Annotated in this window: 20 protein-coding genes; 10 read left to right on the top strand and 10 right to left on the bottom strand. The window is 32.4% G+C overall.

Features of this window, described 5'->3' with window-relative positions:
• Window positions 1–8: 8 nt before the first annotated feature.
• The 3 genes from CIT01_05045 to CIT01_05035 are packed head-to-tail and all read right to left on the bottom strand — an operon-like array spanning window position 9 to window position 2,264.
• Window positions 9–1,049 (bottom strand): hypothetical protein, encoded by a 1,041-nt coding sequence (locus tag CIT01_05045; protein AXV37606.1) that lies wholly within the window; start codon window positions 1,047–1,049, stop codon window positions 9–11.
• Window positions 1,049–1,762, bottom strand: a complete 714-nt coding sequence (locus tag CIT01_05040) for a hypothetical protein (GenBank protein AXV37605.1) — start codon at window positions 1,760–1,762, stop codon at window positions 1,049–1,051. The genes CIT01_05045 and CIT01_05040 overlap by 1 nt, the downstream gene beginning before the upstream one ends.
• Window positions 1,707–2,264, bottom strand: a complete 558-nt coding sequence (locus tag CIT01_05035; protein AXV37604.1) for a hypothetical protein — start codon at window positions 2,262–2,264, stop codon at window positions 1,707–1,709. The genes CIT01_05040 and CIT01_05035 overlap by 56 nt, the downstream gene beginning before the upstream one ends.
• Window positions 2,265–2,383: 119 nt before the next feature.
• Here CIT01_05035 and CIT01_05030 point away from each other — a divergent pair, with 119 nt between their 5' ends.
• From CIT01_05030 to CIT01_05020, 3 genes are all read left to right on the top strand, one after another.
• The gene (locus CIT01_05030; protein ID AXV37603.1) at window positions 2,384–2,875 is read left to right on the top strand and encodes a hypothetical protein; all 492 of its coding nucleotides are present in this window, start codon (window positions 2,384–2,386) and stop codon (window positions 2,873–2,875) included.
• Between the two features lie 227 nt (window positions 2,876–3,102).
• Window positions 3,103–3,684 carry a nucleotidyltransferase gene (locus CIT01_05025; protein AXV37602.1) on the top strand — a complete coding sequence of 194 codons (582 nt, stop codon included), beginning with the start codon at window positions 3,103–3,105 and terminating at the stop codon, window positions 3,682–3,684.
• Window positions 3,671–4,213 carry a hypothetical protein gene (locus tag CIT01_05020; GenBank protein AXV37601.1) on the top strand — a complete coding sequence of 181 codons (543 nt, stop codon included), beginning with the start codon at window positions 3,671–3,673 and terminating at the stop codon, window positions 4,211–4,213. Before CIT01_05025 ends, CIT01_05020 begins: the two co-directional genes overlap by 14 nt.
• A gap of 103 nt (window positions 4,214–4,316) precedes the next feature.
• On the opposite strand, the gene CIT01_05015 is transcribed toward CIT01_05020, so the two are convergent.
• From CIT01_05015 to CIT01_04995, 5 genes are all read right to left on the bottom strand, one after another.
• On the bottom strand, window positions 4,317–5,753 hold the full coding sequence (locus CIT01_05015; protein ID AXV37600.1) for a metallophosphoesterase: 1,437 nt from the start codon (window positions 5,751–5,753) through the stop codon (window positions 4,317–4,319).
• 433 nt (window positions 5,754–6,186) lie between these two features.
• Window positions 6,187–7,005 (bottom strand): hypothetical protein, encoded by an 819-nt coding sequence (locus CIT01_05010; GenBank protein AXV37599.1) that lies wholly within the window; start codon window positions 7,003–7,005, stop codon window positions 6,187–6,189.
• Between the two features lie 12 nt (window positions 7,006–7,017).
• A complete protein-coding gene (locus CIT01_05005; protein AXV37598.1) occupies window positions 7,018–8,058 on the bottom strand; it encodes a hypothetical protein in 1,041 nt (346 codons plus the stop codon).
• Between the two features lies 1 nt (window position 8,059).
• Window positions 8,060–8,626, bottom strand: coding sequence for a hypothetical protein (locus CIT01_05000; GenBank protein AXV37597.1), 567 nt, complete (start codon window positions 8,624–8,626; stop codon window positions 8,060–8,062).
• A gap of 11 nt (window positions 8,627–8,637) precedes the next feature.
• Window positions 8,638–8,886 carry a hypothetical protein gene (locus CIT01_04995; GenBank protein AXV37596.1) on the bottom strand — a complete coding sequence of 83 codons (249 nt, stop codon included), beginning with the start codon at window positions 8,884–8,886 and terminating at the stop codon, window positions 8,638–8,640.
• Window positions 8,887–9,192: 306 nt separating this feature from the next.
• On the opposite strand from CIT01_04995, the gene CIT01_04990 reads away from it, so the two are divergent.
• The 5 genes from CIT01_04990 to CIT01_04970 all read left to right on the top strand — a co-directional run bounded on the left by CIT01_04990 (window position 9,193) and on the right by CIT01_04970 (window position 12,557).
• On the top strand, window positions 9,193–9,504 hold the full coding sequence (locus tag CIT01_04990) for a hypothetical protein (GenBank protein ID AXV37595.1): 312 nt from the start codon (window positions 9,193–9,195) through the stop codon (window positions 9,502–9,504).
• 9 nt (window positions 9,505–9,513) lie between these two features.
• Window positions 9,514–9,873, top strand: a complete 360-nt coding sequence (locus CIT01_04985; protein ID AXV37594.1) for a hypothetical protein — start codon at window positions 9,514–9,516, stop codon at window positions 9,871–9,873.
• Window positions 9,874–9,906: 33 nt separating this feature from the next.
• On the top strand, window positions 9,907–10,290 hold the full coding sequence (locus tag CIT01_04980; GenBank protein AXV37593.1) for a hypothetical protein: 384 nt from the start codon (window positions 9,907–9,909) through the stop codon (window positions 10,288–10,290).
• Between the two features lie 541 nt (window positions 10,291–10,831).
• Window positions 10,832–11,104: a hypothetical protein gene (locus CIT01_04975; protein AXV37592.1), complete on the top strand. Its 273-nt coding sequence runs from the start codon at window positions 10,832–10,834 to the stop codon at window positions 11,102–11,104.
• 85 nt (window positions 11,105–11,189) lie between these two features.
• Window positions 11,190–12,557 carry a pyridine nucleotide-disulfide oxidoreductase gene (locus CIT01_04970; GenBank protein ID AXV37591.1) on the top strand — a complete coding sequence of 456 codons (1,368 nt, stop codon included), beginning with the start codon at window positions 11,190–11,192 and terminating at the stop codon, window positions 12,555–12,557.
• A gap of 316 nt (window positions 12,558–12,873) precedes the next feature.
• Here the strand turns inward: CIT01_04970 and CIT01_04965 are convergent, their stop codons facing one another.
• Window positions 12,874–13,290 (bottom strand): rubrerythrin family protein, encoded by a 417-nt coding sequence (locus CIT01_04965; protein ID AXV37590.1) that lies wholly within the window; start codon window positions 13,288–13,290, stop codon window positions 12,874–12,876.
• Between the two features lie 33 nt (window positions 13,291–13,323).
• Window positions 13,324–14,547, bottom strand: a complete 1,224-nt coding sequence (locus CIT01_04960) for an MBL fold metallo-hydrolase (GenBank protein ID AXV37589.1) — start codon at window positions 14,545–14,547, stop codon at window positions 13,324–13,326.
• 198 nt (window positions 14,548–14,745) lie between these two features.
• Here CIT01_04960 and CIT01_04955 point away from each other — a divergent pair, with 198 nt between their 5' ends.
• Both CIT01_04955 and CIT01_04950 read left to right on the top strand, forming a co-directional pair.
• Window positions 14,746–15,552 (top strand): 4-vinyl reductase, encoded by an 807-nt coding sequence (locus tag CIT01_04955; GenBank protein ID AXV37588.1) that lies wholly within the window; start codon window positions 14,746–14,748, stop codon window positions 15,550–15,552.
• 130 nt (window positions 15,553–15,682) lie between these two features.
• The gene (locus CIT01_04950; protein AXV37587.1) at window positions 15,683–16,378 is read left to right on the top strand and encodes a hypothetical protein; all 696 of its coding nucleotides are present in this window, start codon (window positions 15,683–15,685) and stop codon (window positions 16,376–16,378) included.
• Window positions 16,379–16,690 lie beyond the last annotated feature (312 nt).

Below are 16,690 nucleotides of genomic sequence, written 5' to 3'. Positions count from 1 at the left end.
AAAGAAGTTTAAATGAAATCATTAAAATCTTCTTTTACTTCTTCTTTATGTAATAAACTTAATATTGATGCATTTATTCCAGAGATTATTTTATATTTCTTCTTATTAGTAATAAAATTAGAAACATGATCTGGTTCACCTATTAAAAAACTTCGGAATACATTTTCATTTAGTAGGAGATATTCGTTGGCAAATGGGGCTTGATTTATTATTTTTTTAATAATAGATTCTAAGTTAGGAATCCACTCTGGAATCACATCAAATTCAAAATCAACATCTTCTCCAAGTTTCTCGTTAATTATTTCTAATAAAGATTCCACCCCTTCTTTTAAAAGCATTTTACGATCTTTAGATGTTCCTAAATTATAAAATTTATCTTCAATATACTGTCTTATCCTTATATTATCTAATTCGATACATTCAGATGTAATTTCCAGTATTGAAATGAAGAAAAGTAAAAATAACTCTTTTCTAAGCCACAAAAATGCCTGATTTTTTTCATTATCTTCCCAAATATCATCGGTTATCTCAAAATTTTCTTTAATTAAATTTAGTCTTTTGAAAGGATCTTTTTCCAACCAGATCTCATGATAACTCCAAAAAAGGTTTGAATTATTTTTTTTGATTATATCTATGTAACTAACTATCTCAAGACCTTTTTCTTCAGGAATATTGATAGATTTGTATCTTTTATCTTTTTCAGAGAGCTTTTTTAATCTTTCGAATGAATATACATTTATTCCTAACTCTTTAGCTATTTTAAAATTTTTATAATTGATTTTATCATTAACAAAGAAAGCGTTACAGTTTTTATAGAATTTACTAAGTCCGAATAATTGAAAAATGGTTGAAACGCTGTGGGTGCTTCTTTTTGTTTCGATAATGTTGCGTGTTATAAATAAATGATTATCAAATTTGATACAGAATACATCTATGTCAGAAATTTTACCGTCTCTTGGATATAACTGAATATGGAATCGAGTAAAATAACCAAGTTCTGAAAAGAAATTTGATACTTTAATCTCTTCTTTTAGTCCAATATCTGCCATTAATTGATCCCTCTTTGAACTTTTCTTAAAGCGTTTGTAACATCAGATATTGTGTCATTTTTGTTATTTGAAAGAATCATCCTAGATACGACTGAATTTCGCATTTGTTGTAATTGTGTATTGGGATTATTCTTAATTACAGAAGCAGAACCTTTAAGCACATTAAGGGTATCTTGGATAACATCTTTTTTTTGCATCCAAAATCGGTGTTTATCTCCTGAAACAGGTGAAACTCTAACGATTCCAGCTAATTCAAGATTTTTGTAATCTGTACCAATAGGCGTTGCATTACCTGCGTAACCTCGGTCTAAAAGGGATTCTAAAAAGCGAGTAAGATCGTTTAATTTCCATTTAGCATAATTTTCTCCGAATCTAAAGTTAGCTAAAGTTTTTTTCACTAAATCAAGATGATCTTGATCATATCTATCTGAATTTAAATTTGAAGGTACCAAATACTCAGTTGAGGAGCCCTTAATGCTTAATTCTATTGGATCTATCGCGCCTGCTAAAGTCAGTCCATTTATTATATTAGGATTGTAGATTCTAGGATCTAAACCTCTTATTGGGACGCCGGGATTCTCGTTTAGATATTCTAAAATGTCTGAAACACTGTCATATGTACTATTGGAGAGTAAACTCTTAAATTGGCTTTCATTTTTATATATTTTTGGAGAAGAGTAATAAGTATTGTTTTTTACAGTTATGGGGCTCATAATTTCTGTTTTCATTAAGAATTTTTTTAATGGGTCTTGACTCATCTCTGGAAATATTGAAATAACTCCATCCAACCGTTCCTGAGGCACGGGTTTTTATCATACCATCGGCTAAAAGATTTAAAATGGATTTTTCATCAGAATTGAGCCCTTTAATTTGAAGTTTACCATAATCATAAATTTTTTTTGTATTTTGAAATTTTATTTCAACAGTATCTTTGTCTATTACATCAAAAAAGTCAGCATCATTGAGTTTGGGAATAATAACATCATCTAATAAATTTATGTCAATTCCTAAATGATATGCTTTTATTCCAATTTCATCAAATGTAACATAGAAAAAATCATTATTGGGATTATCCTGAGTTCTTATAGATTCAAGTAATTCAATTTCTTGACCAATTAAAATAGATTTTTTTAAAGTTCGAGCTACTAACGGGTTTGTATTATAATGAACACGGCTTAAATCTAGGGCTGCAGTAACATGATTATCATTTATCATTCAAATCATCCCATTAGTAATATGGTATTAATTAATAAAAATGTAATGTATCATTCACGAACCATTATAAACAACATCAACCAAAAAACACTAAACACCAAAACACAGAAGGCCTTAAAGTGCAAAAACGAAAACACATTTTCCTGGACGAAACTTCTAAAATCGAGTTAATGGAAAGGAAAATTAAAAAATACGAGAGATACAAGCCACACAGTTTGAAAACAACTGAAGAAGATTTTCGAATACAGGAAAAATTGGCCATGCTCAGTGTAGTAGCCAGTAATTTCATGATGACCGGCCACAGCCCCACCTTAGTCCTTACCAAAAGGGAAGATGGGGACGAGATTATGTGTCCGGTGGGTGGAGGTCAGAAAGACCGGGCCCGGGAAATAATATTAAAAGCTGATTTCAGAAAACTATACCGTGGGGGTAAGGGTAGAAAAACAGATCCACTCATGATCATAACTGCTATCTGCATGTACGTCATGCGCCAAGATAACCCACGAAGAGGGGATATCAGGTATTCCAATGACTTCATCAGCAGTGTGGGTGTAACCAAGGATATTTATCAGCACATCAGCCAGAAGCTGGATGATTTTAAGAATTCTTAATCAGGCGTTAATTGTATAGTAAATTATCTAACCGTCTTTATTTAAATTTTATGAAAATTTATAATCTTTTTCTACGTTTTCAGGCGTTACAGTCTGAATTTGATTTTTTTAATATCTTCCCCTAATGGATACATTTATTATTGTAAAATTACAATAAACTTATTGTATATCTACAATAATTATATTGTAAATTTGCAATAACTATTAATACTTATATAGATGATATTATGAAAAATAACACTATAAAAGTAATCATGGGATTATTGGAGAATGGTTCCAATAAAACAAATATAAGGCAATTATCTCAGGATATCAAGGTTAATTATTCCAATGTTTACAGTATTGTGAAGAAGCTTCACGAAGCCAATTTGGTTTCATTGGAGAAGTATGGTGGAGCTTATGAGTGTTTACTTTTGAAGAAAGTAGACCCCTTAATATTTCATGCAGAATATTTGCGTTCTAAGGATTTGTTAGATAAAAATAAAGATCTAAAAATCATACATCTGAAATTAAATTCATTAAAATTTCCATTTATAGCATTAATCTTCGGTTCTTATGCTAAAAGAACCCAATTTAAGACATCAGATATTGATTTAATGATAATCTCCGAAAAAGAGAGAGAAAAGGAATTTGAAAAGATTGTTAACCTGTTACCTTTGGATATACATCTTGTAACATTAAATTTTGATGAATTTTTGGCAATGGTTAAGACTAGTGATTTTAGCGTTGTATCGGAAGCATTGAAATCTAATATAATACTTTTAGGAATTGAAGATTATTATAGGATGTTGGAAAATGTTGGATTCTGATAGAATAGAGATAGCTCACAAGAATTTTAAAAAAGATTTGAATGAGGGTTATATAAAGAAAAAGATCCCGGACACTAATTTAATACGTGCTTTGGCAGATAATGCAAATGAAAGTTTGAGGGTAGCTGATCATCTTTTTGAAGAGGATATATCTTCTATGTGGGTTATAGTGTCTTCTTATTATTCTATGTATTATATGGCAAATGCTGTTCTCAATAAATCTGGATTTAAAGTTGGTGATCAAGTTTCTCATAGAGTAACAGCTGATGCTTTAATTGTTTTGGTAAGAGATAAATTAAAAAGCCATCTTTTACAAGATTTTGATGAAGCTAAAGAGGAATATGTAGAAATTGATAATTTAACTGATGAAATAATTGAACTTTATGATTTAGAGCATAAAAAGAGATTAAACTCCCAATATGTGATGGGATATGATGTTAAAGTTTCAAAAGCAAACACTTCACTTGAAAGGGCAAAAAAATTTGTATTAGAACTTGAAAAACTTCTATTGGAATTTAAATGTCATTAAAAGCACGAATTAAGCATTTGGATGGCTTAATCAGCAATGTGAAGTAACCAAGGATATTTACCAGTACATCAGAAGCTAAATAATTTTAAGAATTATGATTCTGTTAAAAAATTAATATTTTTACACTTGAATTGATTATAACTCGGGCTTCATGTGAATGTCCAAATATAACTATTCTTTTATCGGATTCAGGGTTTTCAAAAAATTGAACCCTGGATTGATCATCCATATGGCTAGCCAGAGCTGCTTTCAGAATCGCTTCTTCCAGAGGGATTTTGATCGGAACTAGATTATTGTTCTGCCTTTCGTCCCAGCTTTCAATAATTCCTTTATGCAGATAAACATCGATATAATCATTTTCAGAGTTTTGGTAAGGTAAAAAATCATTTATAGCATATAAATCATTCAATCCATCTATATTTGTATTTAAAACCTTCTTTTCAAGTCCTTCATTTACCGGGAACTCCATGATAAGACTTTTCCACACATTCCAGTAAAGGAAATACCCTAATTGTTCCACACTCAGTTCATTCTTGTGTACCTCAGGTAAGGTGGCCTGGTTTTCAGGACGGCCCTCTATAACTGAGGTGGTGGCCATCCTGGTAAAGAAGTATCCGGGCGGTAGTATGGAGTCGGTGTTGGTTATAGGTCGGTTAGAGAAATCAGGTGCACAGAAAAAATTATAACGGTGTCCGTGCTCAATAATCAATTCTGGAAAATCTTGAGGCACATAAGCACCTAGTCCTTTAACATCTCTTGCTTCAGATATCCCTGGTAGAATACTTTGTATATCTCCTGAATCGATAAGTAAGTCATGGTTTCCCGGCACATAGGTCACTTTTATATTTCCATCGGTTATTATGTCATTAAATGCATCTATTACTGGTTTATTATTTGCAGCCACGGTTTTTACGAAATCTCGCTGTGTTTTCCCGTTGAAGGTATCCACATGCATGGGAATGAACCATTCATCAATCAAATCACCACTAATAACCAGTTCTTTCACATGAGGTGAAAACCGGACCTGTTTTAAGAAATCAACCAGTGCGCCCCTATTTTGATTGATTTCAGCATAACTGTCGTTTGCACCTAAATGAAGGTCGCTTATAACCATTATTAATGATCGATTATTATTTAAGTCTGAAATACCTTCTTTGCTCAGATTAAGTGAATAATCAGCGGTAAAATATGATATAAATTCTTTTTTTAAAGAAGCACCGCTTAATGAACTTAGTTGGGTGTTGATGGAAAGTTTATATTCCTCGCCTGATGAAATCGATTGCGATGATTTATTAATATAGAGGGTATCTGCTGAATTCTCCTCAAAGGTTATTACAATATCCTCCTCTACTTCTTCACCATCAGATTTGATTTTAAAGAGTTTAATTCCCTTTGAAACCGTTTTTATATCTAAATCTTCATTGAATGTAAGTTTTATAGGTTTTTCAGCATCAATAACGGTTGGATCTTCCATCTTATCCGAGGTAAGAATGTCTGTTGCAACTGTTAAACTTGTTTTAACTAATTTTTTAGAAGACAAAATAATAACCTCCTTTCTTGTATAGAATTTATTGATGTCATTTATTGGAACAAATTAGTATTTATACATAATTTTCTTTATTATGGGTGATGTTATGATAGAAATTAATTTGCCAGAATTAGGATAATCCCTTGAATGTGAAAACAATTTTTAATCAGTTTCACTTCATATTTTTTGAAGTATTTATTTTAAATCTTCTTATTCTTTAACTAAACTTAATTTACCGAGATTATACAGTTTTAACCCTACAATCGTTAACCATATTCCCAGATGATGAGAATTGGAGTCGTTAAATTTGCTAAAAATAGCAAACATAAGGTAGTTCAACATATAAAGGAGAAATCGAGGAATGAGAGATATTGTAGAGGAGAATTAACTTCGGTTACCAACCAGTTAATTTTCTATCTAACATTTTCAAGTTAAAATAATGATTTTACTGATCCAAATCTGTTTTATCATTAAATTGATGGATCATATGCTTCATAAAAAGGAGGGTATCTTTTCTGCGTTTAAAGGGGGATCTATAATAACTTTTAGATTCACCTTTTCTGATCCGCAGGGCCTCTTTCAATATCCTTGAAAATTTTGATGGAACCCTCTCTAATACATATTTTCCCGCATCATATTTGGATACAATATCTTTTTCATGCAGAGTATAATAAAGTCTAGATATGCCCAAAACGCCCCACTCAACTTTTCGCCCAGAAAGTGTTAACAATCCATTCACTGAAAACTTTTTAGAAGCCCTTTCAGTCCAATTAGCCCAATAAGTGTTGGCATTTAACTGTACATAACTGACCAAATCATTGCTATCAATAGGGGGTATATAATGCTCTGGAGTTTTGCCTACTAAAGTTATACCATATTTTTTTAAGATAAACCAGGTAACTATACCGACATTCCCGGATTTACCATCGTACTTGATTTTTTTACCATCAAAATATATAGTTGGCCCTATGTCTTCATCTAACTTTCCAAACTGCTCTGTTAGAACATATGAACCATCTAATACTTTTTTAGGATGTTTAGAACTAATTTCTTTATGAACTTCTTCAATTATTTTCATTTCAGAGATTTCCAGATCCCGGTTAATCAGACAAACAAAATCAACATCACTTTTTCCTGCATGATAATCATCTAAAGCTATTGAACCACCAATGTAAAACGATTCTACCAGATCAGGCAGTTTTTCATTAAATGCCTTGAGGTAGTGGTTCACAACTACTTCAACATCTTTTGGTAAAGTTTTCATATTTCCCCCAATTCAAATTCTTTCACGATATTCTAGTTCTTTAAATGTAATTATAAATTCGGTACCATGGTTTCTATTAAGTTTTATATCTCCATCAATTTGTATGACTAAACTATTTACCAGTTGCAAGCCAAGAGACTCTGTTTTTTTAAAGTCTAGATCTTCAGGAAAGCCTATCCCATCATCTTTAATGGTCAGAAAATAAAGATTATCCTTTGATTGAAGTGAAATATAAATATTCCCCTTTTTTCCAGATGGAAATGCATGTTTAAGACTATTTGAAACTAATTCATTTATTATAAGGCTACAAGGTACTGCAGTTTCGATATTCAGCATTATTCCTTTTATTTTGATTATTGGTTTGATTTGATCTTCTCTGATTTTATATGAAAAAAAGATACCTCTTACCAGACTCCAGATGTATTCTTGAAAATTAATTGTTGTTAAGTCCTGTGACTGAAATAAATTCTCATGAATGGTTGACAGGGCTTTAACGCGATTTTCGGTTTCTTGAATAATTTTTGCAGCTTCATCAGTCATTATATGATGTGTTTGAAGATTCAAAAGACTTAGGATGATTTGCATATTATTTTTAACACGATGATGTATTTCCCTCAGCAACAATTCTTTTTCTTTTAAGGCTCGTTTTATTTCTTTTTCAGCATTTTTTGTTTCAGTTATATCTCTACTAATAATTGAGATGCTTTTTAATTTTCCAGAAGCATCAAAAATAGGAGAGAGAGTTAAAGAAACATTTATTAATGTTCCATCCTTCTTTAATCTCAAAGTTTCATATCGCTGAATTTTTTTGTCATGTTTAATTTTATCGATTAACTCGGATATTTCTTTTTTAAGATGTTTTGGTGCCAATATGGAAATATTCTTTCCTATAACTTCTTTAGCAAGATAACCATAGGTTTGTTCTGCTCCTTTATTCCAACTGGTAATAATACCATTAAGGGCCTTGGTTATAATAGCATCATTTGATGATTCAACAATGTTAGTTAAGCTTTGGATATTTTCTTCAGCTTTTTCACGCTCTTTGATTTCCATTTCAAGTTTTTTTATATGGCTCTAAGATAGTTACCATGAATATTCCTATATATATTAGTATAAAGGCGATAATTTTGTAGATATGTCCTAGCATATTGTAGGTATCGAAGGCACTAATGTAAATGGTGAATGTAAGTTCACTGAATATGCATAGAATGATTGCTGCTAAAATAAGGAGGTTGTAATTCTCTTTTGTTTTTTTATAGCGTTTCCAATACAGGATCGCAGCAACTACAAATAATCCTATGATCACATATTCTAAAAATATTTTATATATTGTAAGGCCACTTCCTTCAGTAAACATGTGGGGTAAATATGAAGGATAATGGATCACGATTATGAATGCCAGAGCAGATATTATCATGGCGCCAGACAGTAAATATTTCTTGGAAAGCCAGCGACTTTTAGTATTGGCATAGATAAAAGCACTGATAATCAAAGCTATGGCTGAAATTAATCGTGCTGCAATCCAGAATAGGATTGATTTATTTGAATCATTAAATGTAATGAAATTAGGCATTTGAGGAAAGCTGAGCACATGAAACAGGTCAATAAGTCCAATAGTCAGGAATGCACAGCTTAAAAAAGTGCATAATTATTTTTTGATTGAGTATAAGTGTAATATCCAACACCAAAAATGGAAAATGAGACTATAATACTGAAAAGCTCTGCAATTATGTGGAATGTAAGGTAAGTGTCAATATCATGGGTTTGATAAAAGATCGAGGGCAATAAACCTATTATTAGGAATAAAAATACAGAAAATATAATCAAGAGTAACAAAATAGTTTGTGGTGATAATTGTTTTAATTTTTTAAAATTATTCACCTAGAAACCTCCATAACTTAATGGAATTTTCGAAGTTTACTTCCACACATTTTTTTATTTATAATATATGAGTTTAGTCCTACTAATATCTTAGAGAAAGGATACGAATAGCATTAGAACAGATCTCATTTTATATTCATGATCAAAAATTCCACCCCAAAATCCAATATCATATTAAAAATATCAATATTGACTTTAATTATGTTGAAGTGTAAATTGATAAATTCAATATATTTATATACTATTAGTTAATAATCTTAATTTAGACATGGAAAATATTGAAGCCATGATTTAAGGGCGAATAAAATGAAGGCAAAAAAATTAAAAATACAGGTTAAAAGAGGCAGATTTTCAATTCCCCTTCCTGCGTTAAGATTTTCGACGTTTAAATGGATTTTTAAAATGATAATCAGGTTCTACCCATCTAAAGTAAAAGAAAGCGCGTCACCATCATCTGGTGAATACGAGTTCATGGAAACCATTTTAAAGAACATGACTTATGAAGACATTGACAGGGTTATCAGCCGCTTAGAACAGGAAGAACCCTTTAAATTGGTTGATATTGAATCTTATAATACAAAAGATGGTAGAATTGCTGTGAAAATCTACACGATATGAGGTGAAGCTATGAAACATGAAGTACCAGGGAGCTGTCCCATATGTGACAGTGAAATTAAAGTTTCAGAGATAAAGTGTAAAAAATGTAAAAGTGTTATCCAGGGCGAATTCGATCTTTGCAAGTTTTGCAGAATGAATGACCAGCAAAAATACTTTGTGGAGGTCTTTATCAAAAACAGAGGTAACATTAAGGAAATTGAAAAAGAACTGGGGATATCTTACCCTACAGTGAGAAATAAACTGGATGAAGTGATTTCCGTTCTAGGACACAAAATTGAAAAACCAGTAATCAATAAAAAAGAGATCTTAGAAAAGCTCAAAAATGGAGAAATTAGTAAAGATGAGGCTTTAAAATTACTTAATGGCTAAAAATCTTTTAAAAAAATATTGGAAGTGAATTATATGAGTAAAAATATATCTGAAGAAAGAATGCAAATTTTGGAAATGGTTGAAGAAGGAAAAATTAATACTAAAGAAGCAATGGAACTACTTGATGCTTTAGAAGGAAATCAGGAGGAAATTACTCCTAAAAAGGACGCTAAATGGTTAAAAGTTCGAGTAAGAACCATGGATGACAACCCCAAGGTCAACGTGAACATACCTATTTCTCTGGTTGATGTGGGATTAAAAATGGCCAAAAAATTTGATCCTAAATTAAAAGAATCTGGCCTAGACAAAATCGATCTGGATGAAATTATTGAGGCTGTTAAAAACGGAGCCGAAGGAAAAATTGTGGATGTGGAAGATGAGGAAAATCAAACCAAAGTTAAAATATATGTAGAATAAATAAGGCATTAATTTATTTTTTATTATTTATCTGACCTTTTTTATATAAAATAAAACTTTCTAATATTATTTTTTTATCTGAGGATTTTTTAAGCAAATTTTTTAAAAATATCTAGTTTTAGTGTTTATTTAACAAAAATAAGATTATTCATCAAGAATCAAATTTTCTGATACGTCGCTCTATATAGTGATAGCAAAAATATCGAACTACTTTTTCTGACTACTTTTTGTAAATTCAATTTTGTAAAAATTTATATATCCTAATTTTTCATTAAAATAGATTACAACTAACAAAGGCCCGACTATTCTATCCATGAATAGTTCTGGGCCTTTTTTATTTTTATAATGGTTTTAATGGTCTGTTTTAATAGGAAATTAATATTAATTAGTAAATATAAATAATTAGTAAAAATGTCTAAAAAAGGGGAACTGCCACGCTTTTTCAATAGAAAATTATGGATAGATAGTAAAGAAGACCTATTAATAACCAGCGGTCTAGTGATTATACCGATATTTTTCCTTGAATTTAAGTGGCATAGTCATGATGGGCAGTGCAGCATTTCTTTTAATCTACATAGGAGTTAATTTAGCCCATCTTAAACTTTACAAAGAGACAGGAGCTAATAAATCTATAACTTGCCTGGCTATTATAGGATGTTTATTCTCCTTTGCAGTTTTAGCCTACTATGAATTCTATAATTCTCCTATAACTCTAATTGTTCTTAGTGCAACAATTTTATTTTCATTTTTATTTGAGGGAATATACAGAAAATTCTCAGCAAGGATACTTAAAATTAGAAAAATTCATCATTGATTTTTTCATTTCACTCCCTTTAAAAAAATCCAAATAGGTGAATAACTATAATATCTGTAGGTAAAATAAAGGTGGAAAAAATAAAATGAAAATAATTGTAATTGGAGGAGGGGCAGGAGGCCTTTCCACAGCTTCAAACATCAGAAAACATGATGAAAACGCCGAAATAATTGTAATTACCCGTGATAAATACATTGCATACTCTCCCTGTGCCATACCTTATGTTCTATGTGGAGAAGTGGATTCCTTCAAGGAAATCATTATGCACCAGCCAGAAGATTACCTGAAGCGGAACATTAAGGTGATCACTATGGCAGAGGTTCATGAAGTTTCAAGTGAAACTAATACAGTTAAATACCATTTATTAAATGGAAATCGCCATGATTCCAATGGATCTGAAAAATCACTGTCCTATGATTATCTGGTATTGGCCACAGGTGGTTCACCTTTTATCCCTCCTGTTGAAGGTGCGGATTTAGATGGTGTTTTCAAGATCAGAACCATAAAGGACGGTTTCAAGATCAAAAAGTGGGCTGAAAAAAGTCAAAAAGCAGTGGTGGTTGGGGCTGGTTTAATTGGACTGGAAATTGCCTACGGCCTGAAAAATATGGGGTTGGAAGTAACTGTAACAGAAATGCTCCCTCAGATTGTCCCCCGAAATCTTGATCCGGCCATGGCATCCATAGTTCAAAAATACATTGAAAAAAAAGGTATTAATGTCATACTGGGCCATCCAATTGAAAAAATTTCTGGTAAAGAAAAGGTAGAGGGGGCTGTTTTTGGTGAAGATGAATTGGAAGCAGACATGGTTATACTGGCTACGGGAGTAAGACCTGAAACAAAACTGGCCCAATTGGCGGGAGTTGAAATTGGTAGATGGGCCATATTAGTTAATGAAAAAATGCAAACATCCATACCCAATATATATGCTGTAGGGGACTGTGTAGAAGTCGTTGATGCAATAACTGGACATAATACTTTATCTCCATTGGGATCAACAGCAGTAAGACAGGGGAAAATTGCAGCTAAAAACATTGCAGGTATTGGAGCTGAATTCAGGCCAGTTGTAAATTCCATGGTTTCTAAAATTGGAGATCTTGAATTTGGTTCAGTAGGCCTGACCAAGACTGCAGCACTACAAAACGGGATTAAAGCCATTTCAGGTAAGAGCAGAGCTTTAACTAAAGCTAGATATTATCCTGGCGCTAAAAGAATTGATGTAAAAATGATAACCAATTTGAAAGGTAGAATTATCGGTTGTCAGATTATTGCTGAAGAGAGAGTAGCAGAAAGAGTGGATACCATGGCACTGGTTATTGCTAAAAGTATTACATGCAGTGAACTTGCTAACATGGAATTTTCCTATGCTCCACCAGTTTCAATGGTGATAGACCCTATAATATTAGCAGCAGAAGATGCCTGTCAAAAGTTAAAAAGAGTTAACGGAGAGTAATAACTTCTAATTTTAATTAATGGAGGATACATTTCTCATTTCTATGTATTTAAAATAGAGATCTGGGAGATATCTACTGATCAAGTACTAATTTATCTTTTTTAGATCCTAAACCGGATAAGTATCTGGTAAATCCAATCAACCAGAGTATGATATGGTAGGTCACCCATCTTTCAACCCCACATCCTCCTAGTATAATATACGTATATTAGTTCTGAATAAAAACAGGCTGATAAACTAAGAATAAAAAATTTTTAATAAAAAAATATGTTAAAAGGGTAGAAATTAAATTGAAGAGGCGGTAGATCTATTCAGTTTAAAAATATCTCTTTAAAATCCCTTTTAACATACGGGCATGCCGGGCTTCATCCCGTGAACTTTCATCAAAGAAATCATGGGCAGGGTCAACATTACACTCCTTTGCTTTTTTGGCTGCAGCTTTTTTTTCGTTATTGGCCATGGTTTCTCCTTCAAGCATCATCTCCAAATTTTCTTTTAGTGAAGGTTTTATAACTTCATTCATTTCTGCAAATTGAGATGCGTGTTCTGCTTCTTCCCATGCGATGGTTTTAAGTACTTCAGCCACTTCAGGCAGTCCTTCTCGTTGGGCCTGCCGGCCCATGGCCAGGTACATGCCCACTTCCTGGCATTCGCCATTGAAGTTGGCCTGTACAGCTTCTTCTAGTTCTGTTCCTTTACAAACTCCAATTTCATGTTCGTTTATCAATTCCATTTTTTATCCTCCATTTAAATGTTTAAAAATATTTTAAAGTGATTTAACTTCTTGAGCCAATTTTTTACCGGATTCAAAGCATTTATCCAGTTCATCTTCATCAGGAACGTACATTATTTCATATTCTTCTTTTACATTGAATCCGCATTCTTTAAGGTCTTTAGCTAATAATGTTGATGCTCCTCCTCTACCCCCGATGGATCCGAAGGTTATTGCTAATCTTTCCAGGCCAGTGCGGTTAAATTTCAATCCGCGAAGGTAATAAATTAGATCTCCTAAACTGGGATACGGTTCGTCATAAATGGTGGGAGCTCCCAGAGCGACAGCTTTACTATCTAATATGTCTTTTACAATTTCACTTCGTTCATCTTCATGTAGATAGTACATTTTAACATCTATTCCTTCACTCATTATACCTTCTGCCAGGGCATGTGCCATTTTCTGGGTGGAAAAATGCATGGTATCATAGATAATAGTGATTTTATCATGGCATTTCCCACTGGCCCAGTCTGTGTAGGCCTCAATGATCTTCATGGGGTCAGTCCATATTTGGCCGTGAGCCGGAGCAATCATCTTAATTTTCTCTAAAAGGCCTAGATCAATTACTTCCTGGAATTTTTTCAGGACCAGTTTTGATAGAGGAGTGATAAGGTTGGCATAAAACTTTTTGGAGGCATCACTCAGCACGTACTCCGGTATTTCATAATCATATCTCTGTGGAAAACATAGGTGTTGACCAAATGCATCATTGGGGAATAAGATTCCACCTTCCAGAAGCAGAGTAAACATGCTGTCGGGCCAATGAAGTAAAAAGGCTTCCAAAAATGCTAAAGTTTTTCCACCAAGTTCTAGAGTTTCTCCGGTACCAACACTAATAAATTCTGCATTTTTCAGTTGGGGAAAATGTTTTATGAGTCCATCTATAGCAATTTCAGTACAGTAAATGGGTGCTTGGGGGAATTTTTTGTGTAAATTTACTAGAAGACCGCTGTGGTCCTTTTCAACGTGATTTTGTACAATAACATCAATTTTAACTTCCTTTCCTTCCTGTTTAAATGCATCTTCCACACGGGCCATTAATTCATCATATTTTCCAGGATAGGCATTGTCAATTAAAGCCACTTTTTCTTCTCCAAAAACCAGATAAGCATTGTAACTGGTCCCATTTAACGTGTATCCATGGTAACTGCGAAGGTCCCAGTCTAGGACACCCACCCAGTACACTCCATCAGTAATTTTATTTGATTCTGCTTTCATTTTTTCACCTTATTTCAGAATTTTACTTCCAATTTTTATTCCTCTCAATTTCAAGAGATAATTTATTCGTATTCCTACGAATATACTATACTATACGAACTAATATATAATTTTTTCTATTCGTTTATATGCGAATATTCCCATTATAGCGAACTAAATATATATGATGGAAGACAGAATTAGTATCAGGTTGATGTCATGGAATATGGAGACAAAAGAGAGGAAGATCAAACAACAGACATTTTTGAAGATTCCAAAAAATCTATAACTATCTTTGCCACCAAAAAAGGAGTAAATGTAGTCAAAAGCCCAGTAAAATCTACTATTCTCCAAGCTTTAAAGGAAAAAGAATTAAGCTTTGAGGAAATAGTTAAAATAGCTGGAAAGTCCCGATCAACAGTTTCAGTCCACTTGAAAGAACTAAGAGAACAGGGAATAATAGAATCACGCACTCACCCTCATGATCAGCGCAAAAAAATATTTTATATAAATTCCCGCTATCTTGGTGAAATGGATCCTAATGAAATGAAAGAAAGGGAAGAAGGAAAGTTAGAATTTCTTATAGAACATTTAATTCACCAGGGAAACCCTTTTGAATTTTTCCGTTTGATGTTTCATATACTGCGGGTGGAAATGATCAAAGAAGGCATTAACTTAGATCCCCTACTCCACCAAACAGGTACAAAAATTGGAAAAGTCTTTTATCCAGAATTACAGGATGAAAATACTGAAAAATTTCTGGAAAAAATAGCTAAGTTCTGGGAAGCTAATGCACTGGGTAAACTTGAAGTAGAAAGCATTGAACCTTTAGTTATACGTGCTTATGATTGTTTTGAATGTGAATTTCTCCCAAATATTGGAAAATCAGCATGTGCTTTGGATTCAGGGATATTAGAAGCTTTATTCTCAGCCCATTTTTCTCAGTCAGTAACCGCAGATGAGGTTAAATGTTATGCTCGGGGAGACCATTACTGCTGTTTTGTATTGGAACCCCATGAAAAATAAAAATTAATATGGTAGAAGGTGATTATAAACTCAATACTGGTCATGATACCGAATTTAAGGTTACTTTTAAAGAGTTAGAGTATAAATAGCATTTTTTTATAATAATTATAATCATTAAAGGAGTATAAAAATGGGTGATGTAAATCTTATTGCTCAAATAATACCTTTGGCCTGGGCCGCAGCAGTTAGTCCAACAGCATTATCTTTATTTCTGATTACCATGTCCATGTCAGATAATCCCAAGTTATCTGGACTTTCTTTTTATGTGGGGGCAATTTTTGTTCTGTTACTAACTGTATTTTTAGGAATTTTCTTAGGCAGTGCCTTGACCAGCACTGGACATGGAGATCCTGCTACTACAGGGGCTATTGATCTCTTTTTAGGGGCTATTTTGGTTCTTTTAGGTATTAAAAGTTTTTTTTCCAAGAGTCATGGAAAAAACAGTTCTCTAATAAAGTACTTACGCATCGATGTTCAGGCTAGTAATTTCGCTAAATTTCGCCAATATTTTACCATAGGTCTTTTAACTTTTCTAACAAATTTAAGTACAGCTATATTTATTTTAGCAGCTGGAAGAGAGATCGGGCTTGCAAAAACAGGAATATGGGTGGATGTAGGTGCTATTGTACTTTTAACTCTTATTACTTTAATAGTAATTGAGGTACCGCTACTCTTTTTTGTATTAATGCCAAAATCCGCTGAAAAAGTCTCGGAACCTATGGATAAGTGGCTTTCTAAGCATTCTAATTTGGTAATGGCAATTTTTTTACTGATAATCGGGTTTTTGGTAATTTATAACGGAATTTCCCATTTAAAAATTATATAGCACTAATAATTTATTATTGTCTTACTAAATGCTTAAACAAGTCAAAATTGAATTATTTTCAATGGATAATTATTTTTTTCATTCACTAATTCCATGATCTAATCTAATTAATGTTTTTAGATTGAATTTGGGAATAAATAGTATGAATTTTGGAATAAATATTTATGATTCATTGTAAAACATATTGATATGGATGGATTTTTGGAGAATGATCAGATACCTACTGAATTCAGTTAAATATCTGAATTATTCTTGGAATTCCATTCTTTTTTCAAAGATTTTTAATCAAAAAATTTAAGATCAGAGGTAGAT

The sequence above is a fragment of the Methanobacterium sp. BRmetb2 genome (assembly GCA_003491285.1).
In the GTDB taxonomy this organism is placed as follows: Archaea; Methanobacteriota; Methanobacteria; order Methanobacteriales; family Methanobacteriaceae; genus UBA117.
The sequence above is the reverse complement of the archived record's forward strand: the minus strand, read 5'-3'. Positions and strand labels throughout refer to the sequence as shown.

Excerpts from the sequence above, each read along its gene's own strand:
- CIT01_05045 (AXV37606.1), bottom strand. The coding sequence starts at position 1,049 with ATGGCAGATATTGGACTAAAAGAAGAGATTAAAGTATCAAATTTCTTT.
- CIT01_05040 (AXV37605.1), bottom strand. The coding sequence starts at position 1,762 with ATGAGCCCCATAACTGTAAAAAACAATACTTATTACTCTTCTCCAAAA.
- CIT01_05035 (AXV37604.1), bottom strand. The coding sequence starts at position 2,264 with ATGATAAATGATAATCATGTTACTGCAGCCCTAGATTTAAGCCGTGTT.
- CIT01_05025 (AXV37602.1), top strand. The coding sequence starts at position 3,103 with ATGAAAAATAACACTATAAAAGTAATCATGGGATTATTGGAGAATGGT.
- CIT01_05020 (AXV37601.1), top strand. The coding sequence starts at position 3,671 with ATGTTGGATTCTGATAGAATAGAGATAGCTCACAAGAATTTTAAAAAA.
- CIT01_05010 (AXV37599.1), bottom strand. The coding sequence starts at position 7,005 with ATGAAAACTTTACCAAAAGATGTTGAAGTAGTTGTGAACCACTACCTC.
- CIT01_05005 (AXV37598.1), bottom strand. The coding sequence starts at position 8,058 with ATGGAAATCAAAGAGCGTGAAAAAGCTGAAGAAAATATCCAAAGCTTA.
- CIT01_04990 (AXV37595.1), top strand. The coding sequence starts at position 9,193 with ATGAAGGCAAAAAAATTAAAAATACAGGTTAAAAGAGGCAGATTTTCA.
- CIT01_04985 (AXV37594.1), top strand. The coding sequence starts at position 9,514 with ATGAAACATGAAGTACCAGGGAGCTGTCCCATATGTGACAGTGAAATT.
- CIT01_04980 (AXV37593.1), top strand. The coding sequence starts at position 9,907 with ATGAGTAAAAATATATCTGAAGAAAGAATGCAAATTTTGGAAATGGTT.
- CIT01_04975 (AXV37592.1), top strand. The coding sequence starts at position 10,832 with ATGATGGGCAGTGCAGCATTTCTTTTAATCTACATAGGAGTTAATTTA.
- CIT01_04970 (AXV37591.1), top strand. The coding sequence starts at position 11,190 with ATGAAAATAATTGTAATTGGAGGAGGGGCAGGAGGCCTTTCCACAGCT.
- CIT01_04965 (AXV37590.1), bottom strand. The coding sequence starts at position 13,290 with ATGGAATTGATAAACGAACATGAAATTGGAGTTTGTAAAGGAACAGAA.
- CIT01_04960 (AXV37589.1), bottom strand. The coding sequence starts at position 14,547 with ATGAAAGCAGAATCAAATAAAATTACTGATGGAGTGTACTGGGTGGGT.
- CIT01_04955 (AXV37588.1), top strand. The coding sequence starts at position 14,746 with ATGGAATATGGAGACAAAAGAGAGGAAGATCAAACAACAGACATTTTT.
- CIT01_04950 (AXV37587.1), top strand. The coding sequence starts at position 15,683 with ATGGGTGATGTAAATCTTATTGCTCAAATAATACCTTTGGCCTGGGCC.